Annotated in this window: 29 protein-coding genes; 16 read left to right on the top strand and 13 right to left on the bottom strand. The window is 48.6% G+C overall.

The annotated features are described in order from the left end of the window. The first annotated feature begins 102 nt into the window (after positions 1-102). From ACUN27_RS36415 to ACUN27_RS36405, 3 genes are all read left to right on the top strand, one after another. On the top strand, positions 103-864 hold the full coding sequence (locus tag ACUN27_RS36415; protein ID WP_315955124.1) for a GTP pyrophosphokinase: 762 nt from the start codon (positions 103-105) through the stop codon (positions 862-864). An 84-nt stretch (positions 865-948) separates the two neighbouring features. Beyond that, the gene (locus ACUN27_RS36410; RefSeq protein ID WP_127457084.1) at positions 949-1,176 is read left to right on the top strand and encodes a DNA-binding protein; all 228 of its coding nucleotides are present in this window, start codon (positions 949-951) and stop codon (positions 1,174-1,176) included. Then, positions 1,173-1,613: a DUF6526 family protein gene (locus tag ACUN27_RS36405; protein ID WP_315955074.1), complete on the top strand. Its 441-nt coding sequence runs from the start codon at positions 1,173-1,175 to the stop codon at positions 1,611-1,613. The genes ACUN27_RS36410 and ACUN27_RS36405 overlap by 4 nt, the downstream gene beginning before the upstream one ends. 60 nt (positions 1,614-1,673) lie before the next feature. On the opposite strand, the gene ACUN27_RS36400 is transcribed toward ACUN27_RS36405, so the two are convergent. From ACUN27_RS36400 to ACUN27_RS36375, 6 genes are all read right to left on the bottom strand, one after another. Next, positions 1,674-2,615, bottom strand: coding sequence for a FecCD family ABC transporter permease (locus ACUN27_RS36400; RefSeq protein WP_315955123.1), 942 nt, complete (start codon positions 2,613-2,615; stop codon positions 1,674-1,676). 50 nt (positions 2,616-2,665) lie between these two features. Continuing rightward, complete coding sequence (locus tag ACUN27_RS36395) at positions 2,666-3,679, bottom strand: FecCD family ABC transporter permease (RefSeq protein ID WP_445560552.1); 1,014 nt, start codon at positions 3,677-3,679, stop codon at positions 2,666-2,668. Positions 3,680-3,683: 4 nt separating this feature from the next. Continuing rightward, positions 3,684-4,658 carry an ABC transporter substrate-binding protein gene (locus ACUN27_RS36390; protein WP_315955072.1) on the bottom strand — a complete coding sequence of 325 codons (975 nt, stop codon included), beginning with the start codon at positions 4,656-4,658 and terminating at the stop codon, positions 3,684-3,686. A gap of 109 nt (positions 4,659-4,767) precedes the next feature. Then, positions 4,768-5,565: a helix-turn-helix domain-containing protein gene (locus tag ACUN27_RS36385; RefSeq protein ID WP_445560551.1), complete on the bottom strand. Its 798-nt coding sequence runs from the start codon at positions 5,563-5,565 to the stop codon at positions 4,768-4,770. A 675-nt stretch (positions 5,566-6,240) separates the two neighbouring features. Beyond that, the gene (locus ACUN27_RS36380; protein WP_315955070.1) at positions 6,241-6,519 is read right to left on the bottom strand and encodes a hypothetical protein; all 279 of its coding nucleotides are present in this window, start codon (positions 6,517-6,519) and stop codon (positions 6,241-6,243) included. A 168-nt stretch (positions 6,520-6,687) separates the two neighbouring features. Next, positions 6,688-7,116, bottom strand: coding sequence for a DUF1761 domain-containing protein (locus tag ACUN27_RS36375; RefSeq protein ID WP_445560550.1), 429 nt, complete (start codon positions 7,114-7,116; stop codon positions 6,688-6,690). Positions 7,117-7,325: 209 nt separating this feature from the next. Between ACUN27_RS36375 and ACUN27_RS36370 the strand changes: the two genes are divergently transcribed. From ACUN27_RS36370 to lepB, 4 genes are all read left to right on the top strand, one after another. Further along, on the top strand, positions 7,326-7,787 hold the full coding sequence (locus ACUN27_RS36370) for a hypothetical protein (RefSeq protein ID WP_445560549.1): 462 nt from the start codon (positions 7,326-7,328) through the stop codon (positions 7,785-7,787). A 59-nt stretch (positions 7,788-7,846) separates the two neighbouring features. Further along, complete coding sequence (locus tag ACUN27_RS36365) at positions 7,847-8,617, top strand: hypothetical protein (protein ID WP_445560548.1); 771 nt, start codon at positions 7,847-7,849, stop codon at positions 8,615-8,617. A gap of 70 nt (positions 8,618-8,687) precedes the next feature. Further along, positions 8,688-9,314 (top strand): hypothetical protein, encoded by a 627-nt coding sequence (locus tag ACUN27_RS36360; protein ID WP_326062328.1) that lies wholly within the window; start codon positions 8,688-8,690, stop codon positions 9,312-9,314. A gap of 74 nt (positions 9,315-9,388) precedes the next feature. After that, a complete protein-coding gene (lepB, locus tag ACUN27_RS36355; protein ID WP_326062327.1) occupies positions 9,389-9,949 on the top strand; it encodes a signal peptidase I in 561 nt (186 codons plus the stop codon). A gap of 56 nt (positions 9,950-10,005) precedes the next feature. Here the strand turns inward: lepB and ACUN27_RS36350 are convergent, their stop codons facing one another. Then, a complete protein-coding gene (locus ACUN27_RS36350) occupies positions 10,006-10,647 on the bottom strand; it encodes a response regulator transcription factor (protein ID WP_315955064.1) in 642 nt (213 codons plus the stop codon). Positions 10,648-10,805: 158 nt separating this feature from the next. On the opposite strand from ACUN27_RS36350, the gene ACUN27_RS36345 reads away from it, so the two are divergent. The 4 genes from ACUN27_RS36345 to pdaA all read left to right on the top strand — a co-directional run bounded on the left by ACUN27_RS36345 (position 10,806) and on the right by pdaA (position 14,804). Next, positions 10,806-12,359 carry a sensor histidine kinase gene (locus ACUN27_RS36345; protein ID WP_445560547.1) on the top strand — a complete coding sequence of 518 codons (1,554 nt, stop codon included), beginning with the start codon at positions 10,806-10,808 and terminating at the stop codon, positions 12,357-12,359. Next, positions 12,352-12,780 carry a response regulator gene (locus ACUN27_RS36340; RefSeq protein ID WP_326062325.1) on the top strand — a complete coding sequence of 143 codons (429 nt, stop codon included), beginning with the start codon at positions 12,352-12,354 and terminating at the stop codon, positions 12,778-12,780. The genes ACUN27_RS36345 and ACUN27_RS36340 overlap by 8 nt, the downstream gene beginning before the upstream one ends. Further along, positions 12,777-13,895 (top strand): HD-GYP domain-containing protein, encoded by a 1,119-nt coding sequence (locus ACUN27_RS36335; RefSeq protein WP_326062324.1) that lies wholly within the window; start codon positions 12,777-12,779, stop codon positions 13,893-13,895. The genes ACUN27_RS36340 and ACUN27_RS36335 overlap by 4 nt, the downstream gene beginning before the upstream one ends. A 174-nt stretch (positions 13,896-14,069) precedes the next feature. Then, a complete protein-coding gene (pdaA, locus tag ACUN27_RS36330) occupies positions 14,070-14,804 on the top strand; it encodes a delta-lactam-biosynthetic de-N-acetylase (protein WP_315955122.1) in 735 nt (244 codons plus the stop codon). A 97-nt stretch (positions 14,805-14,901) separates the two neighbouring features. Here the strand turns inward: pdaA and ACUN27_RS36325 are convergent, their stop codons facing one another. Continuing rightward, positions 14,902-15,831 carry a peptidylprolyl isomerase gene (locus tag ACUN27_RS36325; protein ID WP_315955060.1) on the bottom strand — a complete coding sequence of 310 codons (930 nt, stop codon included), beginning with the start codon at positions 15,829-15,831 and terminating at the stop codon, positions 14,902-14,904. A 357-nt stretch (positions 15,832-16,188) separates the two neighbouring features. Between ACUN27_RS36325 and trxB the strand changes: the two genes are divergently transcribed. The 3 genes from trxB to tpx are packed head-to-tail and all read left to right on the top strand — an operon-like array spanning position 16,189 to position 18,068. Next, positions 16,189-17,136, top strand: coding sequence for a thioredoxin-disulfide reductase (gene trxB, locus ACUN27_RS36320; protein ID WP_326062323.1), 948 nt, complete (start codon positions 16,189-16,191; stop codon positions 17,134-17,136). Between the two features lie 38 nt (positions 17,137-17,174). After that, on the top strand, positions 17,175-17,486 hold the full coding sequence (gene trxA / locus ACUN27_RS36315) for a thioredoxin (RefSeq protein ID WP_315955058.1): 312 nt from the start codon (positions 17,175-17,177) through the stop codon (positions 17,484-17,486). A gap of 57 nt (positions 17,487-17,543) precedes the next feature. Next, on the top strand, positions 17,544-18,068 hold the full coding sequence (tpx, locus tag ACUN27_RS36310; protein ID WP_315955057.1) for a thiol peroxidase: 525 nt from the start codon (positions 17,544-17,546) through the stop codon (positions 18,066-18,068). Between the two features lie 45 nt (positions 18,069-18,113). Here the strand turns inward: tpx and ACUN27_RS36305 are convergent, their stop codons facing one another. Both ACUN27_RS36305 and ACUN27_RS36300 read right to left on the bottom strand, forming a co-directional pair. Beyond that, positions 18,114-19,016, bottom strand: a complete 903-nt coding sequence (locus tag ACUN27_RS36305) for a manganese catalase family protein (protein WP_445560546.1) — start codon at positions 19,014-19,016, stop codon at positions 18,114-18,116. An 89-nt stretch (positions 19,017-19,105) separates the two neighbouring features. After that, positions 19,106-21,418, bottom strand: a complete 2,313-nt coding sequence (locus tag ACUN27_RS36300) for a UvrD-helicase domain-containing protein (RefSeq protein ID WP_326062321.1) — start codon at positions 21,416-21,418, stop codon at positions 19,106-19,108. An 83-nt stretch (positions 21,419-21,501) separates the two neighbouring features. Between ACUN27_RS36300 and ACUN27_RS36295 the strand changes: the two genes are divergently transcribed. Beyond that, positions 21,502-22,404, top strand: coding sequence for a YihY/virulence factor BrkB family protein (locus tag ACUN27_RS36295; protein WP_315955054.1), 903 nt, complete (start codon positions 21,502-21,504; stop codon positions 22,402-22,404). Between the two features lie 131 nt (positions 22,405-22,535). Here the strand turns inward: ACUN27_RS36295 and ACUN27_RS36290 are convergent, their stop codons facing one another. From ACUN27_RS36290 to pyk, 3 genes are all read right to left on the bottom strand, one after another. Further along, positions 22,536-22,688 (bottom strand): hypothetical protein, encoded by a 153-nt coding sequence (locus ACUN27_RS36290; protein WP_445560545.1) that lies wholly within the window; start codon positions 22,686-22,688, stop codon positions 22,536-22,538. A 64-nt stretch (positions 22,689-22,752) separates the two neighbouring features. Further along, on the bottom strand, positions 22,753-23,709 hold the full coding sequence (uvsE, locus tag ACUN27_RS36285) for a UV DNA damage repair endonuclease UvsE (RefSeq protein ID WP_326062320.1): 957 nt from the start codon (positions 23,707-23,709) through the stop codon (positions 22,753-22,755). Between the two features lie 190 nt (positions 23,710-23,899). Beyond that, a complete protein-coding gene (gene pyk, locus ACUN27_RS36280) occupies positions 23,900-25,312 on the bottom strand; it encodes a pyruvate kinase (RefSeq protein ID WP_157323652.1) in 1,413 nt (470 codons plus the stop codon). 119 nt (positions 25,313-25,431) lie between these two features. On the opposite strand from pyk, the gene ACUN27_RS36275 reads away from it, so the two are divergent. After that, positions 25,432-26,220, top strand: coding sequence for a helix-turn-helix transcriptional regulator (locus ACUN27_RS36275; RefSeq protein WP_315955052.1), 789 nt, complete (start codon positions 25,432-25,434; stop codon positions 26,218-26,220).

The raw sequence follows: 26,220 nt of genomic DNA, 5'->3' as shown, positions 1-26,220 counted from the left end.
CAAAGTGTCAATACGAACACCAAAATTTGCTCACGGACCTTTCGTACCTTACACTAGATAAGACTGGTAAAATAACCACGATTAAAGGATGGAACTGCCATGATGAATCAGCTTTCTATGAATGATTTGAAACGATTTAAGCACGAAATTACAAGGTTTATGATGACGTACAAATTCGCTTTGGACGCCATGGAAACCCGCGTAGAAATCTTAGTGCAGGAATTCGAGATGCTGCATGAATATAATCCGATCGAGCATACCAAATCCCGCTTGAAATCGCCCGAGAGTATTTTTCATAAGCTCAGCAGGAAGGGAGGAGACATGTCTTTTGACGGGATCAAAGCATGTGTGAAGGATATTGCCGGCATGCGGATTACATGCTCATTCGTCTCGGACATCTATGCCATTTCCAATATGCTCAAAAACCAAAGCGACCTGAAGGTGCTGGGTGAGAAAGATTACATCAAGCATCCGAAACCGAATGGCTACCAAAGTCTTCATTTGCTGGTTGAAGTGCCGGTGCATTTGACGGATCGGCAAGAAAGCGTGTGTATTGAAATTCAAATTCGTACCATTGCGATGGACTTTTGGGCCAGTTTGGAGCATAAAATATTTTATAAGTTCAATGAAGGCAATCAAGCTGTTCCTGCACGATTGTTGGAGGAGCTTAAACAAGCAGCTATGGCAGCATCTGCGCTTGATCTGCAAATGGAACGTCTGCATGCGGAAATCGAAGAGATTAAAGAAGAGCAGACCTCCAGCATTTTGGCCAGTGACGCGCTCAATAAGATCGTCATTAACAATCAGCAGTTTGCGCTGCCGCAGGCATTGCTGGAGCTTTTGAGTGATGATGACGGTAAGTAAGACCGCATCCTACAAATGGATGCTTTGTCTGCGTACTTCTGTGCTATAATGAAAGGATTGGAACAGAAGGGTGTTGCTTCGGACATGCAGGTATTTGAGGATTGGAATCAAAAAGTGAAAACGACGTTCAACGCGACAAGTAATGAAGTTGTATTAACGGTGATGGAAGCTGGGAAATCGCTAGGTCTGACCAAGGATCAGATGAAGCAGTATGTAGACAAAAACAATTTAACCAAGGTGCCAATTATGAGAAGTGTGCATCGCTACTTGCTCTTGAAAAGCGAGATTGATGAGATTGTGGGGAAATCATGAAAAACGGCGAACAAACGTATGCAAATCACCGCAGAATGCATCCATTGTTTCATTATGTGTTCTCTTTGCTAGCGTTAATTCTATTGGTTACGTCGATCGTAGAGTTAATTAGATCCGTGCAATCAGGGGATCAATTGCTGCCTTCCTTTCTTTTTCTACTCATTTCTATCATTGTGATCATTGTATTTCTGCTGATTCGTTCCTATCCGTTGAAAGCACAGGATCGTGCGATTCGTGCAGAAGAGAATCTCAGGCACTATGTGTTAACTCAAAAGCTGCTGGATGCGAGATTAACAGTGGGTCAGATCGCTGCGCTGCGCTTTGCCTCCGACGAAGAGTTTCCTGCTCTATGTCAGAAGGCGGCTGACGGGCAATGGTCATCGGATACGATTAAGAAATCCATCAAGAGCTGGAGAAACGACGATTATCGCATATAGTTTGTAAAACTGAAAGGGGCTTCCCAGAATGGTCATATCTGACCTCCTGGGAAAGCCCCTTTATTTGTTGCGCAGACGTTCCTTGCGCAGCAGGTAAATAAAATACGGCGCGCCGATCACGGCCGTCATGATCCCTACAGGCACTTCCCGCGGGAGGATGATGATGCGGCCGAGGAGGTCGCCGAGCAGCATCAAGTCCGCGCCGATGATAGCTGCCAGCGGGATCAGCCACTGATGCCGGCTGCCGACGAGGCTGCGCGCGATGTGCGGGGCGATCAGGCCGATGAAGCCGATCGCGCCGACCGCCGACACGGAGATGCCGGCCAAAGCAACGGCAAGAAGCAGCAGCAGGAAGCGCTGCTTCACGATGTTGAGGCCCAGCGAGGCGGTGATGTCATCGCCAAGCAGAAATACATTCAGCTTCGCAAAGTTCGCCCACACGATGGGCAGGAGCACTGCGATCCACGGCAGCAGGGTGTAGACATCGTGCCAGCTGCGGCTCCACAAGCTGCCGGAGAGCCAGAGCAGCGCCATGTTAATATCGCTGGGGTGCCTGACAATCAAGTACTGTGTGCCAGCTTGGAACACAGTACCGATCGCTACGCCCACCAAAGCTAATGTGGAGGGGTTAAGCGTTAACCGGCGGCTGAGCAGCAGCAGGAGCAGGAAGGCTAGAAAGGCGCCGGCGAAAGCCGCAATCGGCAAGACGTAGCTTGGCGATTTGGGGAATAGAAAGAGCACCGCTGCCGCCATGAAACCGGCCCCTTTCGTAATCCCCACGACGTCAGGGCTGGCCAGTGGATTTCGCACTAAGCCTTGCAGAATGACGCCGCCGGCGGCTAACCCGAAGCCCGCTAAAATCGCAACTAACACGCGGGGCAAGCGGACTTGATGCACGATGAAGTAAGACTGGCTTTGTGCATCTGTTAACCCGGACCACACATCGCCAAACGGAATGCGCACAGCACCTACATGGACATACAGGGCAGTTAATACAAACATGATAATCAGAGCCACAATCAGTGAGAGGGAGGAGGTGTGTGTGTATTTTCTCACTTCGCACCTCCTTGCTTACGTGCCAAGTAAATGAAATATGGTGCACCGATCACCGCAGTCACGATACCGACCGGCGATTCGAAGGGAAAAGCAATGAATCTGCTGAGAAAGTCGGCATAGACGAGCAAGATTCCTCCGAGCAGAGCCGTCATCGGCCCTAGAATTTGCAGGTTCGGCCCAATCATCGCCCGAGCGATGTGTGGAACAAGCAAACAAATGAAGCCGATCGGGCCGCATAAGGCCACGGCAGATCCGGCGAGCAGGAGCACAAGCACGATGCTGATGCCGCGCACGATGTTGACGCGCTGACCTAAGCCCGCTGCAATGTCATCATCAAGCAGCAGCAGCTTGAACGCCGGCAGCATAAGGCTGAACAAAGCCATTCCCCCTATGAAGAAGGGGAAAATGATTCGCACATCCGACCACCCTGCCTGATTCAGGGAGCCGACCAACCAGAAAATCATGCTGTCCGTTGCATGCTGATTCATAATAATGAAACCTTCCGTCATGGAAGACATGAGGAAGTGGATCGTGATGCCGGCTAGCGCCAGACGCACATACTGCTGGCGTCCTGCGCCTGCTAACGACCAGATCAGCAGCGCGCTTAGTGCAGCACCGACGAAGGCAAAGCCGATGAGCCCGAAGTTTCCGAAATGGGGCAAAATGACAAGCCCGATCACAACGGCTAACGCCGCCCCGGCATTAATCCCGAAAATGTGCGGGGATGCCAAGGGGTTTTTGGTTGTGATCTGAGTCAACATACCGGCCAAAGCGAGCTGCATCCCGACGATACACGTCATGATGGCGCGTGGTAGACGAAGCGTTTGGATGTACAGATGGGTTTTGTCGCTGCCCTGATAAGTCACCGCTTCGTACAAAGTGTGCCAGGAGACATAGGCCTGGCCCCATTTCAAATTGCAAATCACGCCGATCAGCATCACAAGAACAGCGGCAGAAAATAGGAAGAGCAGAGGCCATTTCTGGCTCTGCTTCTCAGTTATAGGCTTCATTGGACTATTGCCCCAAATTCTTCACGATATCATCAAGAATTTTCTCGGATCCGAGGAATCCGCGTGATAGAGACCAGTCACGACGCTCTACAGTAAATACTTTCTTGTTAGCTACAGCGTCAATTTTCTGCCATAGCGGATTTGTTTCCCATTGCTTAACAATCGTTTCTTTCTCCGTTGGCATCAGGAATAGCACTTGCGGATTTGCTTCTACGAGCTGCTCAAGTGTAATTTGCGGGTAGGCGGCAGCATTTTTAACTGGATCCGTGTAACCAAGCATCGCTAGGAAAGAACCGCTGTAAGCGTGATCTGAGTGTGCGAAGAATCCTTTGGGATTCACAACCGCTGGAAGTACGCGAAGGTTTGTAGCGGTTAGTTTCTTTTTCACTTCATCAACTTTAGCTTGGTGTTCAGCCAGACGTTTCTTGCCTTCCTCTTCCTTACCGACAGCCTTGGCGATAATGCCAACGTTTTTCAGCATTTGATTGTAGTCGGCTTGGAAATCATCCAATACCAGAACAGGCGCGATACCTTTAAGTTGGGCAATGGCATTCTTATGTTTGTTAATGTCAGCAATGATCAAATCTGGTTTCAATGAGGAAATTAGTTCAATGTTCGGCTCATAACGGGACCCTACGGACTTGTAGGTTTTGAGTTGGGCTTTGACAGAATCCATCAATAGATCCGGGCTGTCATCATCTGCAACACCAACCGGCTGTACGCCTAATGTGACGAGGGTGTCCGTGAATCCGAATTCCATAGCTACGATGCGTTCAGGTTTCTTAGGTAGTTCAAGTGTTCCTGTAGCATCCTGTACGGTGATTTTACCGTCCGTCTGAGCGGCAGGTTTCTGGCTTGCTGCAGCAGACGTTGTTGCTGCCGCGGATTCGATATTCGTAGATTTGCCGCAAGCCGCTAGGCTCAGTGCAAACACGGTGATCAGTGCAAGCAAGCTAAAACGTGTAAAATAGTGTTTCATTTTGTTGACTCCCCCATGACAATGATTATTATTCTCATTTGAAATAATACGCTCAATTTCCGCGTAAGGACATGTCTGATTTGCATAATCAGCATGTCTAATATTTAGATTAATTTTGATTGGCGACGAATTCCGACGGGGAGGTGCCGGTCTTCTTTTTGAATACTTTGCTGAAATGGAAATAGTCGATGAATCCGACACGTCCTGCCACTTCTTTGGCCAGTAAATCGGTGTGAAGAAACATTTGTTTCGCTTTCTCAATACGCAGGGTATACAAGTAATTCATCATCGTCATCCCGGTTTGTTTTTTAAAAAGAACGGTAAAATAGCCGACACTCATGCCTGCCCGTCTAGCCAGCATCGGAAGCGAAAGCTCCAACATATAATGCTCGTTCATATAGGAAAGGATCTCTTCAATGGATTCGCTGGATGACTTCTTGTCCTGAGTTAAATGAGATTCATATAGATAAATGAAAAGAATACGCTCCAGCATCATGCGCTTTCGAATCGTCTGAGCAGCTATTTCCTCTACCGATAGTGGATGGATATCCTCCGTTGTGCGGAGCAGCTCGTCCAACATATAGTGGATTTTGATTTCACTCAAGGTTGTGAGAGGGCCATGCAAGGACCAGGGGTAACCGTCAGGTATCATCCTGTAGGTGATAACGATGTATTCGGCGGTTTTGGTTTTGGGAACTTGTATCGTGTAGGGACCATGCTCGGGATGGCAAGCATAGGCTTGCGAACAAACCGACGGTTCTTGGTTATTTTGATGCAGCGTTATATGACCGCGACGAACAATAATAAGCTGGTACATGCCAGATGGACATCCGAGTGTAAGGGAGGTGCCGCAGGTCTCGATTTGCTCAATGAGCGGGACGAGGGGGATAAGCTGTTGAAAATTCATATTCGGAATCCTTTCCAATCCTAGAAAATGCTTTCTTTGATAGTGACACAGAAAGGAGTTTGCAACAAGTGGAGAAAATATGCAAATGAGGGCGAGTTCCGGCCGAATCTGGCGAAATAGCGTCTCCTGAGTCCGTTACAAAATGTGGGCTACTTGGGGGGCTGGTGGATGAGCTGCATTGGTGGGATTTGTGGCACTTTAACTAGTTGTGGAACTGGTGGATAAAGCTGCGACTGGTGGGAATTGTCGTACTTTAACTAGTTGTGGAACTATTGGCGGAGTTTTTTAATCGCTAACTTGGCACGTGTGAGCAACAGCCGTCGGCTAACGGACTGAGATGACGCTATTTGCTGTTTGTAGGAGTGGATTCGCATCTAACGGACCCAGGAGCCGTTATTGGCCCGAAAATGTCCGAAACAGCAGCAAAATCCGTGAATAATGTCTCCTCGGTCCGTTAGCAACTGGAAATAGACCAAATCTGGCGAAGTAGCGTCTCCTGAGTCCGTTACGGAATGGTAGCTACTTGGGGGCTAGTGGATAAAGCTGCAATTGGTGGGTATTGTGTTACTTGAACTAAGCTACCTGAGAAGCCAGCCAAAAGGAAAAAGGCCGTCTCAAAAGTAGAAATCTCTACTTTCGAGACAGCCCTCGACATACGCCGACTCTAAGCTGCAATTATAAGGCGTAGACGCTTCTCATGATGATTTCGGGCAGTTCAGCTTGCTGAGCGTAGTACTGCTCCGGTGTGATACTGCCGCTGGACAGGCGCTCATCGAGCTGTTCAATGAGCTCGGCGAGCTGAAGATCAATTACTTTTTGAACGTCGACCTTATTCGCCTCAGCGATATCGGCCAGTGACAGCCCATTATATTGGGCATTGTAAATGTCTTCCTCGGAAGCCAGCCCAAGAACGTGGAGCAAGTCATATTTTGCGGTTATAAGTTGTTTTTCCATCATAGATACCACCGTACACAGGTTATAGTCCAGCTGTTGGATTCAGCTGGAGGTTGTGTTCCCAAAAGGGTCCTGCTCCAGTATATGCAGGCGTTCACGATATGGCTTGGGGACTTACCTTATTACACCAGTTTGGTGGGATTGAATCACGGAAAAAGAAAAAAAGAGCTATCCCTGCCAAGCACCTATAATGATGCCGCCGATGACATAGGCCACCAGGTGGTAGCCTACGGTGATGAAGTACAGCGGGAGCTTGGCGTTTTCAAATAGGTAATTCATGCCGATTTTCAGAGAGATACTCAGACCGATCAACGCGCCGACCGCAAGTCCGGATACCCAAGTGGTTTCAGTGCCCATTGTCAGCAGCAGAGCCAGAATAAAGCAACCCCCAAGAGCGGTTAATGCAGTAAGGATGTAGGTGAGCGGGCCGCCTCCGGACATCTCGCCCATTTTAAGATCACGCTGCTTAGCCCATGCATGACCGAATAAGACGGGCGAATACCACAGGAAACCGAGCACCATCGTGACCGCTGTAGCAACAAGCACAGCAAGATAGTTCACTTCTAATAAATTCAAGATAAACCCTCCACTAATCATGTATGTTAGATCTTTTACAGACGAATTGTATCGTGGCGCTTCATTCTTGTAAATGAAGTTTCTCTTCGATCTGGTACGAAAGTATACCATCGACCCCCCCGCCAAGGTAGTAGTAATAAATTACTCTTGTGTGGGAAGGCGCAAAATGGATGCTGAGCTACAATAAATTTGTAAGCAGGTGCAGAACACGAAGGAGGCAGGGCAGCGCGATGATCCGTTTAAAACGAAAAGTGATGATCGGTTCATTGAGCCTCTCGACTTTCCTCATCATGAGTACGGCCTATGCCTACTCCGATGCGAGCTTGCCGCTGCAAAACTGGTACAAGGCGAGTTTTCAGACGGGCAAGAGCGAAGTGAATAGCAAAGCTATTCGTGCTTTGAACGAAAGCAGACAAGCCATGCAAGCAGGGGCCGATGAGATGCGCTCAAGCCATGCCGCCAGACTGAAACAAGTTCAGGACGTCCAGAGTCAACAAGCGAGGAACCGTGTAGAGGCGGTTAGGCAAGACTACGTCAGCCAAATTGAAAGTAAAGCGGAAGAGCTGACGAAGACAGAAGGGCCGGCCCAATTTGACAAGTATGTTCTTGCTTCGAACGAGAAGCTTGACCGTGAAGTGGATCAATTGACCATCCAGGTGCTTCAGGAATTAACGTTAACGCCGGGCAAGTAGTCAGTCATTGTGAATTATGATTCAACAAATAAAATGATGCCAAGGGAGATTGATGAACGATGAAAGCATTGAAAAGTAAATTAGCAGTTGGGGTTATCGCAACAGGATTAGTAGCGGGTATGGGTACAGCTTTTGCTGCAACAGATGCTGGCGGACAGCTTCAAAGCTGGTATAACAGCGCCACTAAAGTAACAAAAGCTCTAGTAGCCGGAGATGTAGCAAGCTTCGTCGCTTCCAATAACGACAAGTTGGTTTCGGATTACAAAGCGATCAACAATGGTGCTGTTAATAATGTGAAAACAGCGGGCACAACAGAAACGGCGCAAACACAAGGGGCTATCAACGGTCAAGTAACGGCGTACTCCAATTCCATTGACGCTAAAAAAGGAAGTATTGTAGCTAGCATGCCTGGCGAGTACGACAAAGTCGTAAATGATGCCAACAACTTTAACAATGGTGTTATTGATGGCCTTGGATTTGCCGGCAAATTAGACATCATCCACGATGTAAACGAGCAAGGTAAAAAATCCTTGAATGCTCTTGAAGCAGGCGTTGCAACAACGCAAGCGCAAGCAGCGGCGACATTGACTACGAAAATTGAAACGACAAAAACAGAGCTCAACAACTTGCTGAGCCAAGAAAGAACAGCAGCATCCAAAGAAATTAAAGATAACTTAACGGCTAAAATTGCAGCTAAATTGGCAGAACTTCAAAAACTTGCTGATGATCTGGAAGCAGCTAACATCAAAACAATTACAGATAAAGGCGACGCTCTTGAAGCTTCAGGTAAAACAGCTCTAGAGAACATCGTACTTAACGGTTTGAAATAATAAAATGCCATAAGCGGACGGGCCCCGGTTTCGGGGCTATACGCTTACTTTGAGAAAGGGAGGAATGAAAATGATGAGGAGAAATGAGAAGAAGCGTAAGGTGAAGTCCAAGCAGATTGTCGCAGCCGGAATTGTTTCTTTAACTGTCGTTCTCACGGCGTCCGCCGGAATTTCCTATGCGGATATGGATATTGCCGGTGCAATGGCTTCTTGGTTTAACAAGAAGACGGAGCAGGTCATCCAAGGATTGGATCAATCCATGAAATCAGAGACGGATGCGCAGAAGGAATTGTTAAAGAAAGAATTGCAGCTTCGACTTGAAGCATCCACTAGAAGTCTTCAATCTTTCACTGATACGCAGAAACAGCTTCATCTGCAGGCACTCGAGCAGCATGCACAATACCTGCTTGCCGGCACGGAGGTCAAAACGGAGCAGGACCGCAAACAAATTTTGGATAAGCTGCAAACCATTCTCGACAGCGCCAAAGATGCCATGGATTCATTAGCAGGCAGCTACGTACCGCCGGCTATGGTGTTCACGCAGAGCCCGCCTATCATTTTGGTTGCGCCGCCACCTAGCGCACCAGCGATACCACCGGCAACACCGCCAGCAGCACCACCTTCAGTGCCACCTGCGTCACAATCGGAGATCCAACCGCCAACGGTCATTTCGGATGTCTATGGGCAACAGCGATAGGATGCAACTGTAAGTCATGTCACGTACAATCAATCATAATTTAGCGAGAAAGTTAGCGAGGGTGGGAAAGTATCATGGCAGATGAAGTTTTGGCACGTAAGAAGCCGGCAGCGACTAAGCATAAAAGTGAATTCTGGGGTTGGGTTCGATTCATTTTACTGCTCTCTCTAGCCTTTATATTGATTAATAACATGATAGGACTGACGAGGGTTTCTGGTAATTCCATGAATCCGACGCTGCAAAGCGGCAATGTTCTGCTGATGAATAAAGTATCGCTATTTTTTAAAACGCCGAAGTATGGCGATGTGGTTGTAATCAAGGATGATCGGTTAGAATTCAGCATTATTAAACGTGTCATTGCCGTTCAAGGCGATCGCGTATTCATTCGAGATGGCGTCATCTACGTCAACGAAACACCGCTGCCTGAGCTGTATACAGCCGGCAAGTCGGAAAATATGGACGTACAGACGATTCCAAACGGCTACCTGTTCGTAGTTGGAGACAATCGCAACTTGGGCGAAAGCAAGGATAGCCGGGACCCCTCGCTGGGTCCTGTACACATCAAAGATGTGAAAGGTTATGCCTTCTTCTCGCTGCTGCCGATGCATCGCATTGCTGAGCCTCTTGACCTGTAAAGCCAAAAAAAGATCCGGCGGGTTATCCCGGCGGATCTTCCTTTATGTATAGGCGATTAACGCTGCATTTCGAATTGAACCAGCCCTTTGGATAAGGCGTACAAGGCGGCTTGCGTCCGATCCGCTAGTTCTAACTTGGCCAGAACCTGGCTTACGTGCTTCTTGACGGTAAACTCCGTGATATAGAGGGCGTTAGCGATTTCCTTGTTCGAGCGGCCTTTACCGAGCGACATCAACACTTCAAGTTCTTTGGGAGTCAATTCAGACAACTCTTGCTTTTCCCTGCCTGATTTATGCTCCATGATCGACCCCATCAACACCGGATCGTAGTACTTACGACCGCGAGCGACAACTTCAATGCCGTACAACAAATCTTCTGGAAACGCTTCCTTTAAACAGACGCCTTCAATTTGCATGGACTGTGCGAGCTGAAGCTCACTTTGCGTAATGGACGAAGTCAAAATGATATATTTACAAGCATGTCCTGCCCTGCGTGCCTCTTGTATGAAATCGATGCCGTTCTCATTTCCCAAATTTAAATCTACGAGCACAAGATCGGGGTTTGTCTGATCAAGAAGCCGTAGAGCTTCCTTCGTATTCGCTGCTTCCCCAACAATATTCATGAACTGACCAGATGAAACAATGGTACAAATACCTTTGCGTACAAGCGGATGGTCATCAAGGATAATCATATTCATCGATTGGTTTCCCTCCAAAATGATGCGATCTATGATATACTGAAACTAGGTATAATTTCCTAGTGCTTTTTACCTATTATTGTAGTTGACTGCTTCATTGTATAACAAATGCAGTCGAAAGACCATTAAGAATTGATAAAGTTTAGGAGTATTTGTCGATGTTTCTAACTACCAAATCAAGCTTGTATGTTTTTTTTGGAGGCAGATGGGTGCTGCTGTTGATGGGGCTCCTGATTTATACCAAATCGGGGAACGTGACACCGGGATTGTTGTTGGCTGCCGTTCTTTTTCACACGGCCTACAGTCTGTTATATCTTTTTAAAATGGGTAAAAAAGCCGCGATTGCGGCATCTGCTGTGGATATTAGTTTTGGGATTTACCTGCTTTGGTTAACAGGAGGGTTGTCCTCACCGTTCTTAATCTACTGTTTTACCGGCTTATTAATGGTCAAGCGCTTCGTGACATGGCGGGGGTATTACCGGATCTCTTTTTGTTATGCGCTTTTACTCCCGTTGATCTTTGCGCTGACTTCTGATGCGGCCGCGTACATCTATCTGCTGAACCATTTTGATTATAGCTTTGTTATCCTTGGTTACTTTTGTTTGATAAGTTTTGCGCACTACACTATCCAAGCAGTGCGTAAACAGTATCGCAAGATGGTGATGATTTATTCCTCTCGTTTTATGGCTCGGCAGCCGAGGAAGCAGGGGGGTATTCTTTATTTAGAAGGTCTGCTCAAGAAAATTTTGGATGAGCGTGAAGTCATGCTCTGTATGGAAAGAGATAGACAGAACGAGAAGGCGCTGAGCTGGAAGCATACCTATTTCACGAACTATATGAAGCAAAATGCATCGCTGCACGGTCAGAGGATGTACGCCCAATTGCCTTCTCCTACAGGTGAATTAGAGTCGCTGTACATCCAGACACTGCTCGATCGTGGCGGGAAATCGTATGGCTGGCTGTTGGTGAAGGCGGAGAAAAATGAATTATCCATCCTGCACAAAATGTACATCCAGTTCATTCTTATGAGGCTGGAAGCCATTCATTTCAGCGACGAGGAGCTGCTGGAAGCAGAGGAAGCAGCGGTCGCGATAGAGCGCAATACGATCGCACAGAACATTCATGACGGCATTACACAAGAGCTGTTCTTCATCTCCATTCAGCTGTTTCAGTTGAAGAATGCCCTACCCGCGCATGCGCGAGATGAAATGCTCCCTTATGTCACCGAGATCGAGAAGAAGGTGAAAGAAAGCCACCGCGATATCCGGCAATTCATAACGGAGCTTAAGGACGAAAAAAGAACGCTGAATCTCCATTACGCGATTGAAAAAATGCTGCAGCGCATCACAGAGAACACGGGAGTGAAGCCGATTTTTGAACATGTCGGTTGGGTTTCGCAAGAACAGGTGGACGTCGAAGGTGCGATCTATCACTTGGTGGAGGAAGCGGCCAATAACGTCATCAAGCACGCAAAAGCGAAGCATCTTCACGTTATGATTGAAGTTACGAGTGTGCAATGGACCGTTATGATTAAGGATGATGGAATCGGAATGAAGTCCGAGGACAGGCATCAAGAGGGAAGGTTCGGACTGGGCGGCATGGAGAGCCGGATTAAAGCCTTGAATGGCTCAATCACATTCCAATCTGAGGAAGCCGTAGGAACAACAGTTACCGCATATATACCGCGCGAAAGGAGTACTGCTTATGTATAAAGTCATTATTGCTGATGACAGTTCCATTGTAAGGGCAGGTCTTCGCATGCTGTTGGGCAGCTGCGGCGCTTACGCGGTAACCGGTGAGGCTACCAATGGCAGTGAAGCTATTGAGCAAGCCCTCTCCATCGTGCCGGATCTACTGTTGACGGATCTCAAAATGCCCGGCATACCGATCATTGAAGGTGCGAAGGCACTTAAGAGCATATATCCGCAGATGAAAATCATTATCCTGACCGCATTTGATGAAAGTGAGGATATTTATCGTGCTTTTCAAGCAGGTGTGGACGGTTATTTAATGAAGGATACGAGTCCAGAGGTCATATTATCGACCATTGAAGAGGTCATGAAAGGAATTTCTTATTTCCAATGCAAAGAGTACGGAACCTACCCCGTCTCCAAAAGGAGTTCGCTCATATGAACATGCAGCGCCTCGAGAATCAGCCCGTCGATCAACTGATGATGTTCATTATCGCAAGTATGGCTTCGTTATGCACGATTGGCGGGATACTCTACTGGCTCGTTATCCGAGACTCGGAATCTTATCTTTATATGGTAACCTCGCTTACCGTGTCGCTTTTCTGTTGGGGAATTCTTGTGATTCAAAAGAACTTGCCCAAAGAGAATGTGTATACAAAGCTCATATCTCCAATCATTATCTTTGTTGTTGTTGTCGTGACTACGCTGTACAACCCTTTGTCCTTATGGCACATGTGGGTGGCGATTGCCTTTTGTCCCATTCTGCTTAGTTTGCTGGTAGATTCCAAAATATATGTATACGGCTGCCTCATTGTTATGATGTACGTCGTACTTCTCTCTATATTCGGGCCAACTTCCGTTATAGTTGGAGATATTTCACCGATTATTGCTGCAATAACCAGAGGTGTATATACATTTGGAAGCGCGATCTTGGGAGGGGTCATCCTTGTTTCGCGCAATCAGTTTAAAAAACGTGTCGAGGCTTTGGCTTTCCAGCAGCAGAAACAGCAGGTGATTAACCTTCTGCAAAGCTTTATTCCCGTTGGGGAGCGGAAAACCCAGACATCACGGAAAGAAATCGGAGAGATGAGCATGCTGCTCAAATCACTGGTGAAGGCCTATGGGGGAATGCGCGTACAGGACTGGGAGATTGATCTGCTGTCGCTTCTGCATTTTGTTAGCAGGGTCAAGCTGCCGGATTATATGTTCGAAAAGGAAGGCAAGCTGTCCGAATTCGAATTCGAAGTCGTTCAGGAGCACTGCTACATGGCCAAGGAATTATGCGAAGGCATCCCTGACTTTCAAGAGGTGGAGAAGGCGTTCCTGTATCATCATGAAAAAGTGGATGGCACCGGCTACCCGTATCGGCTTGCTGGGGATCAAATCCCTCTGCTATCGCAGATGCTAGGATTAGTGGAAGTATTCCTGGCGCTAACGACGCCGCGTTCCTACAGGGAAGAGATGTCCCAGCGGGAAGCCTATGCCGAAATTCAAAAGCTGGTGGGGCACTCGTTCCGCGCGGATATCGTGGAGATTTTCGGGAAAGTCATTGATTGATCCGATTAGAGGATTGGTGCCGAGCATCCAATATTACCCTGCTCGAATCACGCCTACTCCAGCCTTTCCTGTGGAATATTAGTAACAGTCTATGAAGGCTGAACTCAACCACAGAAGGCAAGGAGTGAATCTGCACCCGTGAATTACATCCGTATCCTTACCGTCGTGATTGCGATGCTGCTCGGACAGGCCACGCTCGTATCCGCTGACGGGTCTTATCATTTCGGCTTCAAAAAAAGCACCAACGGACAGCGTCCTTCCATTGATGAAGAAGGCTTCAAGAATCTGTTGAAGCAGCATGGGGCTATCTTTACAGGTGATTTAGCGGTCAAAGAATTGTACCTCACGTTCGATAATGGGTATGAGCAGGGGTATACCGGCAAGATTCTGGACGTGCTAAAAGAAAAGCAAGTGCCAGCCATCTTTTTTGTGACCGGCCATTACATCAAAACCGAGCCGGAACTGCTGAAACGCATGGCGCAAGAGGGGCACTTGATTGGCAACCATTCTTGGAGCCATCCGGATATGAGCCAAATTTCCGCCGATCGGATCAAGAAAGAGCTCGATCAAGTGAGGGATGGCGTGAGCGCTGTCACTGGCCAGAAGGAGATGCATTATTTGCGCACGCCGCGGGGCATCTTCAACGGTCAGTCGCTAGCCGTCAGCCAGCAGCTTGGCTACACGAACGTGTTCTGGTCCATTGCGTACCGCGACTGGGAGCCCAAGCAGCAGAAGGGCTGGGAGTATGCGTATAGAAATGTGATGGCGCAGCTGCACCCTGGCGCGGTGATTTTGCTGCATTCCGTATCCAAAGATAACACGGAGGCGCTGGCCAAAATCATTGACGACGCCAGAAGTCAAGGCTATCAGTTCAAGAGCTTGGACGAGATGAAAACTCGTACACCGTAAAATGAAAAAGGATGCCCCATGGGCATCCTTTTTTGCTGCTGGTCGTGGAGGCAGCCGCCTCTGTCTCCACGTACAGTGGAATAGATGGAAGGATACGTTAAGCTCCTTTAGGCTTGCTCAAATAGTTCTCAACCGTCGACTGCGATTTCTTATCCTGCAGCCATGTGGTGGAGAGGGAAGCCAGTTTCTGAGTGGTGATCGCCGACTTAATATCTTCTTTTTTCTCCTCCATTGTAGGGGTGGAAGCTGCTTTGTGGTCTGTTACTTTAATGATGTCGTAACCCGTGCTTGTCTTAACAGCGCCGCTGGTTTCGCCAACTTTTAAAGCAAAGGCCGCGGTATCGAAAGCTTCGTCCATATTGCCGCTAGAGATGTAGCCAAGGGATCCACCATTATCTTTGGTAGCTGTGTCTAAAGATTTGCTTTTAGCTACCGTGGCAAAGTCGGCCCCATTTTTCAAATCGGCTATAATAGCATCCGCCTCTTCTTTCGTCGCTACGGAGATGTGAGAGGCTTGAACTTGCTCAGGAACCTTCAAGGTTTCGAGGTTTTCATCGTAATATTTTTTGATTTCATCATCTGTAATTGTGATTTGAGGCGTTAATATCTTTTTCAAAAGGACCTGCGACTTCATGCTTTTCTTGAGATCGTCTATAGTCATACCGTAAGAAGTGAGCGCTTGTTGAAATTCAGCGTCAGAGCCATAAGAGCCTTTTACATTGGCAACTTCTTTATCAATATCTTCGTCGGTGACGGTGATGCCTGCTTTTTGACCTTCTTGATTAATGAGCTCTTCAGAGATCATGGAATCAAGAGTCTGCTGACCGCCGCTAGCGAGCATAGCTTGATATAACTGTTCGGAGTTGATGCTGACACCATTGACTTTGGCGACGGGCTCTACTGTCCCCGCGCTGCCCGCAGCGTGTTTAGTTGGTGGGTAGAAAGCGATATATGCGATAAGGCAGATCAGCAGTACAGCTGATACCCATTTCCATGTGCGATTAGATCTTATTTGTGTTTTATTCATATTTGCTCCCTTCAGTATGTGTCTCTGGATGACATGGTTCTATTATGCCTATGGAATCTGAAGCCCACATGAAGTCTAACTGAATGTTTTATGAAGGCTTAACCGGTTTCTGGAAGGAGTAAAGGTTTCTACTTTCATATTTGATTTGTATGCAATTTAATTGTTGACAAATTTAAATGAAATTGATATGATCTGTTCATAAGGTTTGCATCAAATTAATTTGCTAACAAAACGATGGTAAGAAATGAGAAAAGAGAAATAAGAAATGAGAACTAAGAAATAAGAAATACGAAATAGACAACAAGCAATCAACAATAGGAAATAAACAAATATCGATGAATAAAAGGAGGCATTTGTATGCACCACAAAGCGATCATTATCGGAACAGGCCCGGCCGGATTAACGGCTGCGATCTATTTAGCGAGAGCGAGCATGGAGCCGCTTGTCATCGAAGGCATACAGCCTGGCGGTCAATTAACCACTACAACGGAGGTGGATAACTTCCCAGGGTTCCCGGACGGTATTATGGGCCCTGAACTGATGGACAACATGAGGAAGCAGGCGCTGCGCTTCGGCGCTAAAATCCAGTCAGGGCGCGTGACGGAAGTGGATATGTCGAAACGGCCGTTCACGTTATTTCTAGAAGGTGGGGGTCAACTGACGGCGGATTCAATCATTATCTCTACAGGCGCTTCAGCTAAGAAGCTGGGCATCCCCGGCGAATCTGAGAACATCGGAAAAGGAGTCAGCACTTGCGCCACTTGTGACGGATTTTTCTTCAGAAATAAGAAAATTATCGTGATTGGCGGCGGGGATACCGCGATGGAAGAGGCACAATTTTTGACCAGATTTGCATCTGAAGTGCGCGTCGTGCATCGTCGTGATGATCTGAAGGCGTCGAAAATCATGCAGGATCACGCCCGCGGCAATGAGAAAGTGGTTTGGAGCCTGAACCGCACCCCGCTGGAAGTAGAAGCCGGACCGCTTGGGGTCAAAGGGCTTAAAGTGCGCAACAACGAAACAGGCGAAGAAGAATTGCTTGAAGCAGACGGCATCTTCCTGGCAATCGGTCATACGCCGAATACAGGATTCTTGGGTGGTCAACTGCCAACCGACGAACTCGGTTACCTGCAGGTCATCCCGGGAACTTCCAAAACAGCGATACCAGGCGTATTTGCCTGCGGTGATGTGCAAGATCACATTTACCGGCAAGCCATCACTTCAGCAGGCAGCGGTGCTATGGCGGCACTAGATGCTGAGCGATATATTTCAGAAAATGCTGTTGCTCTTGTCAGCAGCAAATAACCAACATCAAATAACTTAAATCCTAGGAGGAATTAGCCATGTCAGTTAACCAAATTTCCGATGCAACCTTTCAAAGTGAAACAAGTAGTGGAACCGTGCTCGTCGATTTCTGGGCACCTTGGTGCGGCCCTTGTAAAATGATCGCTCCGATCTTGGATGAACTCTCCGCCGAGGTTGGCGACAAAGCCAAAATCGTAAAAATCAACGTGGACGACAACCCGGAGTCCGCTGCTAAATATAACGTCATGAGCATTCCAACATTGCTAGTTTTCAAAGACGGGCAAGTGGTGGATCAGCTGGTAGGCGTGCAACCCAAAGAGAAACTTAAAGCTGTAATCGAGCAAGCTTAATCCCTTTTCCCAGCATCAAAACATATAAACGACATCAACCATTCAGGAGGAACTATCATGACACAAGTACAAGAACGCACAGGAGTAGCAACTGTTGGAGGAAATCCAGTCACTTTGCTAGGACCGGAGATTAAAGTTGGGGATAAAGCGCCTGATTTTACGGTGAATAAAGATCTTATGACAGAGGTGAGCCTGTCGGATTATGCGGGTAAAATAAAGCTGATTTCCGTTGTTCCTTCCGTGGACACAGCAACTTGCGATGCGCAGACGCGCCGATTCAATGTGGAAGCAGATAAACTGGGGGATAACGTTGTCATTCTGACGATTTCCGTGGATCTTCCTTTTGCGCAAAGCCGTTTCTGTGGGGCTGCCGGAATTGATAAAGTTATTACACTTTCCGACTACAAACATCGTAACTTCGGCCAAGCGTATGGCGTATTGATTAAAGAGATCCAGCTTGATCAACGGGCCATCTTCCTTGTAGATGCTGACAATACAGTTCGTTATGTTGAGTATTTAACCGAAATGAAAGAGCATCCGAATTATGACGCGGCGCTTCAAGCTTTGAGAGAGCTTGTTTAAATAAAAAAAGGACGAGGCAGGTTCATTCCTGTTTCGTCCTTTTTTTTATGCGTGAATACCGGCAGACTGTTGGAGTCTTGCGGCAATTTTCATGAAGTCTTCCGGGAAAATGCCAGGGGCAAACTCTTCCGGTGTGTCTGCATACTCTGGAATGGGGCCTCCTTCCGGAATGCCCTCCTTGACGATCAAATCGCCGCCATCTTCAGGATGTGTGCCTTTCCAGATCTGCTCCAGGTCGCGGTAGCCCTCATCGCTGAAGCGATACAAGACCCGGTGGACGCCTTTTTCCTCATACTTGCGAGTTTCGTTGAACGCTCTGTTGTCCAGGCTCGGAATGGGTATGAGTTTGGTCACGTCTGCACCGGTAGCCACTTCAAGCGCTTTGGCGTAAGCGACCACATGCACGCCTCCGCGAACTAGCAGGTAGCCGATCATCGCGCGAGCAACGGGGTGAGTGGTCATTTCGTAGACGCGCATTTTGTGTGTGCGGGCTCCGCACTCCAAGAAGAAGTTGTGCAGCAAATCCAGGATGAGATTACCGCTGTTGAACACATTCTCGCCAGTCCAAGCTTTGCCCATCGAGTCCACGGGAAGCGCATTTTGACCGGCAAAGATGAAATGCTGCGTATTGCGCACATCCTTGGCAGCTGACAGAGGTGTTGAATCCGGATCACCGGGTTTCGTTGCACCAGCCAAACACAGGTTAATGGTGTGTGAAACGAGCTCAACATGGCCGAATTCCTCAGCAGTTATGCTGGAAATCAGGTGGTAGAAAGGTTTCAGCTTCGTCTTATTCTTGAAATTAAACGACTGAAACATGTAATTGTTCAGCGTGGACATTTCTCCGAATTTACCGCCAAGCAGCTCTTGTACAGCGGCTGCTGCGTTTGGATCGGCTGTTGTCGGCTGCGGAAGCTCAATAGCTAATCGATTGAATCTTTTGATCAAAATGATCCCCTCCAACTGGTCAGATACGGATGTATTCTAACCAAGCAGGGGTCATATCATGCAATCCTCCGAGCTGGCGAGCTGGCGGGCTAGCGGGCGAGTGGGACGAGCCTGCTGCCCTTGACCATGGCCCCGCCGCACAAGGGGCACGCCTTCGCCGTTCGCCGCGATTCCTGCGGCGAAGAAATGCGCGACCAGGCCTTGCAGCCGGCCTGGCCGCAAACCCACGCCGCGACCGACTCCGTCGCGGTGGGCTTCGCAGCCGCCGACGTTCTCGGCGCGGCTGACTTCGTCACAGCCGCCGCCACAGGCTTGCGGCTGTCCGTCCCGTCCGCGTCAGGGAACGCGGACAGCAGGAAGCGGGAAGGCTCCGCCTTCTTCCCGCGATAATACGCCGGCGAGCTGATGAGCAGCTCGGCCTTGGCGCGCGTGACGGCGACGTAAGCGAGTCGCCGTTCTTCCTCCAGCGCGGCGGCGGTTTTGTCGCGCGCGGTGACGCCGGCCAGCTGAACATCGTTCAGCTGGTTCGCTTCCAGTGCCGAGCTATGCGGCATGTTGCCCTCGATTGCACAGAGCAAGTAGACCACCTTGAACTCGAGGCCTTTCGATTTGTGAATCGTCATGAGCGAAATTTTATTCGCAGCTTGCTCTTTTGGCAGTGCGCTCATTTCCGTGCGTTTTTCTGCGACTTCATGGATAAAATAAAGGAACTGCTCCACCGAATCAAAACGCTTGGCAGAGGACTCGAGCTCGTCCAGGGTCTCCTTCAGCATCTCCCGGTGATGCGTAAGCTTGCTGCGCTTATTCGTCTCCAGAAAGGCGTCGTAGAAGTCTTTGCGGATCGCCTGGATGGCTTCCAGCGGCTTCATTTCGGCAAGCGACTTGATTAGACGGATACGGCTTTTCAGCTTTTCTTTCTGAAAATCCTTCAGCTGCGGCAAGCCCAGCAGGTGGATCAGCGGCCACTTTTTAGCCTGAATCGCCTCCTGTTCCTGAATAATCCGCATGCCTTGGTCACGCCCTATATATAATGAAGGTAGGACACCCTCTATCGCTTCAAAATTGCGGCGTTCATGAGCGATCCGAAGATGATCGATAATCGGCTTGACCATCCATTGTTCATAGAAAGAATCGCTGCTGCCATAGTCGACAAAGGGCAAATTATGCAGAATCAACTGCTCAATAATAGCCCTGCTGTTGCTTTGCGTGCGGTATAGAATGGCAAAATCCCCAAACGCGCAGCCGCCTTCAGCGACTTTAACGCGAATATCGTTGATCAGCCAATCCGCTTCGTCATCGCTGCTGGCAGGCCTTACATACAACGGTTTCGTTTCACTTTGTTTGGTGGCTAGCAGTGTCTTGCTCTTGCGCTGGACGTTATGCTGAATAATAGCATTGCCGAGTCCAACGATACTCGAAGTGGATCGATAGTTAATATCGAGCGTGACGGTCGTCGCAGTAGGATACTGTTCATGGAATTGTAAAATAAATTTATTCTGAGCACCATTAAACGAATAAATGGTCTGGTCATCATCCCCGACGACCATCAAATTTTGATGATTTCGAGCGATCATTTTAATAATCTCATATTGCACGGTGTTCGTATCCTGAAACTCATCGACGCTGATATATGAAAACTTTCGCTCCAGCGAGCGCAGGATATCGCCATTGTCATTCAGCAGCTGATGCGCGAGAATCAAAATATCGTCGAAATCGATCTTCATCTGCTCCATTTTCCACTGTTCATATTGCAGAAAAATTCGCTTCATCTCCTGATCTTCTTCCGTATCTTCGGGAAGGTCGCTGACGTTGATCAGCTGCATTTTGTAGGAAGAGAGGATGGAAATGAGAACCTCGGGTTGATAGGTATCCTGAAGTCCCATGCTCAGCATGATGCGTTTGAAAACAATCTGCTGATAACGGCCGTCGCTCAGAATCTCCTGATTGAACCCATTCATTCGCAGCAACCGGAGGCAGAAGGCATGAAACGTCCTCACTTGCATCGAGTGAGTCATACTCGCATCCAGGCCAGGCAGGGAAGCGAGGCGCTCCCGCATTTCTTCAGCGGCTTTTTTCGAAAAAGTAATCAGCAGCACATTCGACGGATGCACCCGGTGAACGCGCAGCAAATAAGCGACTCGGCATACCAGTACGGTTGTTTTGCCAGAACCTGCTCCCGCTAACGTGAGAAGAGGACCCTTGAAATGGCGCACAGCTTGTACCTGCGCTTCATTCAACAAAATGCGATGGCGTTCCAAATCGCGGAAAAAATAAGCGTCCCGATCCTCGTCGGGCACAAAATCCGAGCTATTCGTTAACCGAGCCATCTGAGCATGCGGAACCTTTCGCTCAGCAGCCGGTTTAGAGCTTATTGGAGTAGGGTAAATAGATAGAGAGTTCATTGATAGGGTAATCACCTGTTCCTTGCAGGACTGAACTACCTATTTTATCACAATTCTTGAGCAATGAAAGGATAACTCCGCCAATGGTTATATCTAACTTAAAATTGCTCTGGCACCAATTCCAAAAGCACGATGCTACGGGGCTGGCTGCACAGTGCGCCTACTATTTCCTGCTGTCGCTGTTCCCGTTTCTACTCTTTATTCTGAGTTTGCTCGGGTATTTGCCGTTCTCATCTGACGATGTGGTGTCACTAATCAAAGACTACATACCAGGCGCCGTTTCCAGCTGGCTTGAGGATACCTTGACCAATCTGCTCGATGTAAAAAGAGGCGGGACCTTGTCCTTCGGGTTAATCCTGGCCTTGGTGAGCGCTAGCGCAGCGATGAATGCGATCGTGATAGCCGTGAATAAAGCCTACGGCTTGCCGGAGCGCAAAAGCTTTATTCACTCGCGTTTTCTGGCAGTTATGCTGACGCTGGGCATGCTTATTGTTATTGCTTCTGCGCTGCTTCTGAGCGTATTCGGCCATTGGATCGGCGACTGGGTACAGGCCCATGTTCATCTGGCGGCAACGAAGGTTAACGTTTGGAACAATCTTCGCTGGATTCTGAACTTCATTATCCTGTTCATAGTTTTCACAGGTATTTATTACATAGCTCCGAACACCTGTCTGACGTGTAAAAGTGTGCTCCCCGGCGCCTTATTCGCCTCCCTTGGCTGGCAGGGGACAGGTCTGGGTTTCTCTTTCTACGTGAATAACTTTACTAATTATAGCGCCACTTATGGCAGTGTCGGGGGGATTATTGTCCTTATGACTTGGTTCTACATCTCCGCGCTGCTCATTATTATTGGAGGGGAGATCAATGCCCTGAAGCATGTGAAGATGCAGGAGCATGTTCATACGGTATCGTTGGATAAGCGGGATTGGCAGGATAAACAGGATAAAAAGGACATGCAGGATAAGAAGGATAGGACTGTGTGGTGACGCTCCGATTTCCAGGGCGAAGCCCCACACCACCGACTCCTAGAGGTGCGGTCACACTGACATAGCTGGAAAATCTACCTCTAATCCAAGCTGCGTCGGCTCAGGAAACGGAATAACTGGAAAAGCTCCATCTAAATCATCGGTGTTTCCGGAAAATGGTTGATTTTGAACAAATTAACGTTAGAGAATCCATCTATCTGTGCAAAAATGAATGAGACGAGGAAAATAACGGGAGTAATCGGCGTTAATACCTGTTGCTTCCCCTCACTAATCCCACGGCTCAACCGAACCCAAAAAACCGTAGAACTAAGCGGAATCCGCTCCGTTCTACGGTCTTTCTTTACCTATCTACCACTCCAAAATGCCTCCATCAATCCGCTTAATCCCCCGGATCTTACCCAGCTGCTCCGCCAGCTGGAATAGAGAAAGATCCTTCATCTTCGCCTCTATCATGACGTCGACGCGGTCCAGTCCTGCCTCCTTGCAGCTTTTGAGGAAAGCGACCAGCTGCTCCGGCTCAATGTAGTCAGCATGGGAGCGAAACTCCTTCGTGTCCTTGGAAGACTTCGGAGACGAAATATGGATTTTCATAGGGATATCGCCCCAAGTCTTCGCGATCTGCGGAAGCAGCTCCTGAGGTGTGGCCTCTGATGGGTTGCACCAATCATGATGCAAATCCAGCATACAGGGACGCTGCAACCGCTGGCTCACGGCGAGGGTTTCCTCGAGGGTGTAGGTTTTATCGTCATTTTCAAAAGTAAGCCGCTGCATGATGTTATCCGGCACCTCGGGGACCTTCGCAAACAGCCGCTCCGTCGCGGCGGCTTTGTCGCCGTACACGCCTCCGACGTGGATGTTGATGATGGCTGATTCATCCAGCCCCATCCCATCGAGAATAGCAGCATGGTAGCGCAAGTCTTGAATCGCCGCCGCAACCACCGAGTCGCTCCCGTTCAGCAGGGTAAACTGGTTGGGGTGCATGCTGAGGCGAATGTCATGTGCCTTGGCGAAGTCGCCGAGCTTCTTGAGCTCTTTTTTATATTCGCCGGCTACGTCAATTTGCACATCCGGATGCGTGGCGAGCGGAATGAGCGAGGAAGAGAGACGAAACAAGCGAATCCCATGAGCGGCATTGTAAAAGAGGATGCGCTGCGTGGCTTCGAGGTTTTTGCGTCCGATATCAATCGCACGCTGAAGGGCTTCCTCGCGCGGACGCTGTGAGAACAGCTTATACGTAAATGTCGAGCTGGGTGTATTATTAAAAATCGCGAGCGCAATCGATACGAATCCAAGTCGGATAATCATGGAGCCTCCCGTTAAAAGTGCATGATAAAGTTACCGTTAATTTGCCCCTTGGCTGAGGTTTTAAGGCATTAAAAGAGAAAAGACACCCATAAGGCGCCTTTTCTCTATTGTGGATCTCTTTGTTCTCTCTGATCCATCTATTCTCTCTTTTTATCCGATTCTCTCCAAACGATCCTTTAAACCAAACGATTTATACCCGCTCAACCTTCAACAGGTTGGTTGTTCCCGATTTCCCCACAGGAACACCTGCGGAAACGACGGTAAGGTCGCCTTTTTTCACGTAGCCGAGGGTTTCGGCATGTCCGATAGCCGAGCGAATCATCGCATCCGTCGATTCGCAGAACTCGCCATGGATGGGGATTACACCCTGTACCATGCTAAGCAGATTGATCGCGTACTCGTTGGACGTTACCGCAATAATCGGCGCCTCCGGACGATACTTGGCAATCATCCGTGCGGTAAATCCGCTCTCTGTAGGCGTCAGAATCGCTGCAGCCTTCAGCTTATTCGCAGAAGATACAACCGCTTGGCACAGCACTTCCGTCACTTCGTTGTTCGATTGCAGCTGTGCATCGATCATGGAGCTGCGCTCCATCGTCTGCTCAACGCGCTCGGCAATTGTCGCCATCATCGTCACGGACTCGACGGGATATTTGCCTGCTGCGGTTTCGCCGGAAAGCATGACCATGTCACTGCCGTCAAGGACGGCGTTAGCGACATCGCTCACTTCTGCACGCGTCGGACGCGGGTTACGCTGCATGGAATCCAGCATTTGCGTTGCTGTAATAACCGGTTTGCCGGCTAGATTACAAGCACGGATCATATCTTTTTGCGCGATAGGGACTTCTTCTGTTGGAATTTCTACCCCAAGATCACCGCGCGCAACCATGATGCCGTCGGAAGCCTCGAGGATAGAAGCGAAGTTCGTCATGCCTTCTTCATTCTCAATTTTAGAGATAATCGGCGTATTGCCTGCGCCATGCTGCTCCAGAATACCGCGAACTTCCTGAACATCGTTCCCGTTACGCACGAATGACATGGCGACGATGGAGATGTTCTCTTCGATACCGAATTTAATGTGCATCACGTCACGTTCAGTTACACCTGGCAGAGATGTGCGAACACCTGGCAAGTTAACGCCTTTACGCTGCTTCAGAACACTTTGGTTCAAGACGCTGCAGATGACTTCCGTGCCATCGATGGATTCAACGCGAAGCTCAATGGAGCCGTCGTCGATAAGCACAAGATTGCCTGGCTTAACGTCCTGCGGGAGGCCAGGGTAATTCACGGAAACGCGGTTGCCGTCCCCGACAATTTGTTCTGTCGTCAGAACGATGCGATCGCCGGCTTTCAAATCATAGGAAGCATCTTTCAGTTGTCCGATGCGGATTTCCGGTCCTTTGATATCCATCAGAATCGGAACGACAACACCTAACTCCTGAGCCGCTTGACGAACGCGCTGAATGCGTCCGCGGTGCTCATCCAAATCGCCATGAGCCATATTAAGTCGGGCAACGCTCATACCGGAGCGAATGAGTTCCTTTAGAGTCGGGACGGAATCGCAAGCAGGTCCCATGGTACAAATGATTTTCGTTTTACGCATTGTTTAGGACTTCCTTTCGTTGTGGACGAATCAATTTTGGCTTCATTATATGCCTTATTTCGACAAAATTCCATGAAATATAGTATGCTATATGAAAAATAGTATGCAGGTGGTGGAAGATGAAGGTAACAAGTTACACGTATGATAAAAGCAGCAATTGGTATGGGGAATCACAGGAGGGGTGCGAGGATTGGACGCTTGTGCTTGTTACTTACGGCCGCTGCGTTTATTGGATCGAGGAAAAAAAGCAAGTGCTGGAGAAGGGGCAATGGCTGCTCATCCCAAGCAGTATTCCCTTTTACGGACGAAGTGTTCCAACCATGCTGCACGAAAAATATGTCGTTCAATTTGATCCGAGAGCCGTTCAAGCTCATGCGTCATTTCCGCTTTTTAAGCTGTCCAGCGCCACAAGTCGATTCACGAGCAAATATGAACTGATTCTCGACCGGCTGCGACATATCCATCAGCAATGGCAGGACAAACAGCCCTATTATCAGACGCTGTGTGAAGCGCTGCTAACAGAGCTGTTCGTTTATTTGCACAGAGAGTGGGACCAAGAAGCTGCAACGAGCGCCACGCTGCAACTAGTCGAGCAGATGAAGAGTTACATCCAGAACCACTACCGGGAGCATGTCAGTAAGGAGGAACTGGGTGTCTGCATTAGCAGATCGCCGAACTACACAGCTACCCTATTTCGCAAAGTGACAGGACAGACGATCAGTGAATACGTGCATGCAGCCAGGATCAAAACGGCTGTGTACATGCTCAGGCATTCGGCGTTAACGGTGACGGAAATATCCGATTTCATCGGGTACAATGACCCGTCCTATTTTTATCGTGTGTTTAAAAGGTTGACCGGACTAGTGCCAACTGATCTGGTTTCCGACCGCGAAAACGTCCGTAAATAG

Source organism: Paenibacillus sp. WC2504 (assembly GCF_052682475.1).
This window is presented reverse-complemented; position numbering and strand designations above follow the sequence as displayed.

Coding starts and splice junctions, on each gene's coding strand:
- ACUN27_RS36380 (WP_315955070.1), bottom strand. CDS start 6,519: ATGGAAAAACAACTTATAACCGCAAAATATGACTTGCTCCACGTTCTT.
- ACUN27_RS36410 (WP_127457084.1), top strand. CDS start 949: ATGCAGGTATTTGAGGATTGGAATCAAAAAGTGAAAACGACGTTCAAC.
- ACUN27_RS36340 (WP_326062325.1), top strand. CDS start 12,352: ATGTATAAAGTCATTATTGCTGATGACAGTTCCATTGTAAGGGCAGGT.
- ACUN27_RS36390 (WP_315955072.1), bottom strand. CDS start 4,658: ATGAAACACTATTTTACACGTTTTAGCTTGCTTGCACTGATCACCGTG.
- ACUN27_RS36395 (WP_445560552.1), bottom strand. CDS start 3,679: ATGAAGCCTATAACTGAGAAGCAGAGCCAGAAATGGCCTCTGCTCTTC.
- pdaA (WP_315955122.1), top strand. CDS start 14,070: ATGCTGCTCGGACAGGCCACGCTCGTATCCGCTGACGGGTCTTATCAT.
- trxA (WP_315955058.1), top strand. CDS start 17,175: ATGTCAGTTAACCAAATTTCCGATGCAACCTTTCAAAGTGAAACAAGT.
- ACUN27_RS36400 (WP_315955123.1), bottom strand. CDS start 2,615: ATGTTTGTATTAACTGCCCTGTATGTCCATGTAGGTGCTGTGCGCATT.
- uvsE (WP_326062320.1), bottom strand. CDS start 23,709: ATGATTATCCGACTTGGATTCGTATCGATTGCGCTCGCGATTTTTAAT.
- ACUN27_RS36335 (WP_326062324.1), top strand. CDS start 12,777: ATGAACATGCAGCGCCTCGAGAATCAGCCCGTCGATCAACTGATGATG.
- ACUN27_RS36385 (WP_445560551.1), bottom strand. CDS start 5,565: ATGAATTTTCAACAGCTTATCCCCCTCGTCCCGCTCATTGAGCAAATC.
- ACUN27_RS36365 (WP_445560548.1), top strand. CDS start 7,847: ATGAAAGCATTGAAAAGTAAATTAGCAGTTGGGGTTATCGCAACAGGA.
- ACUN27_RS36345 (WP_445560547.1), top strand. CDS start 10,806: ATGTTTCTAACTACCAAATCAAGCTTGTATGTTTTTTTTGGAGGCAGA.
- ACUN27_RS36405 (WP_315955074.1), top strand. CDS start 1,173: ATGAAAAACGGCGAACAAACGTATGCAAATCACCGCAGAATGCATCCA.
- ACUN27_RS36415 (WP_315955124.1), top strand. CDS start 103: ATGAATCAGCTTTCTATGAATGATTTGAAACGATTTAAGCACGAAATT.
- ACUN27_RS36375 (WP_445560550.1), bottom strand. CDS start 7,116: ATGATTAGTGGAGGGTTTATCTTGAATTTATTAGAAGTGAACTATCTT.
- ACUN27_RS36370 (WP_445560549.1), top strand. CDS start 7,326: ATGATCCGTTTAAAACGAAAAGTGATGATCGGTTCATTGAGCCTCTCG.
- trxB (WP_326062323.1), top strand. CDS start 16,189: ATGCACCACAAAGCGATCATTATCGGAACAGGCCCGGCCGGATTAACG.
- ACUN27_RS36325 (WP_315955060.1), bottom strand. CDS start 15,831: ATGAATAAAACACAAATAAGATCTAATCGCACATGGAAATGGGTATCA.
- tpx (WP_315955057.1), top strand. CDS start 17,544: ATGACACAAGTACAAGAACGCACAGGAGTAGCAACTGTTGGAGGAAAT.
- ACUN27_RS36275 (WP_315955052.1), top strand. CDS start 25,432: ATGAAGGTAACAAGTTACACGTATGATAAAAGCAGCAATTGGTATGGG.
- ACUN27_RS36360 (WP_326062328.1), top strand. CDS start 8,688: ATGATGAGGAGAAATGAGAAGAAGCGTAAGGTGAAGTCCAAGCAGATT.
- ACUN27_RS36300 (WP_326062321.1), bottom strand. CDS start 21,418: ATGAACTCTCTATCTATTTACCCTACTCCAATAAGCTCTAAACCGGCT.
- lepB (WP_326062327.1), top strand. CDS start 9,389: ATGGCAGATGAAGTTTTGGCACGTAAGAAGCCGGCAGCGACTAAGCAT.
- ACUN27_RS36295 (WP_315955054.1), top strand. CDS start 21,502: ATGGTTATATCTAACTTAAAATTGCTCTGGCACCAATTCCAAAAGCAC.
- ACUN27_RS36350 (WP_315955064.1), bottom strand. CDS start 10,647: ATGAATATGATTATCCTTGATGACCATCCGCTTGTACGCAAAGGTATT.
- pyk (WP_157323652.1), bottom strand. CDS start 25,312: ATGCGTAAAACGAAAATCATTTGTACCATGGGACCTGCTTGCGATTCC.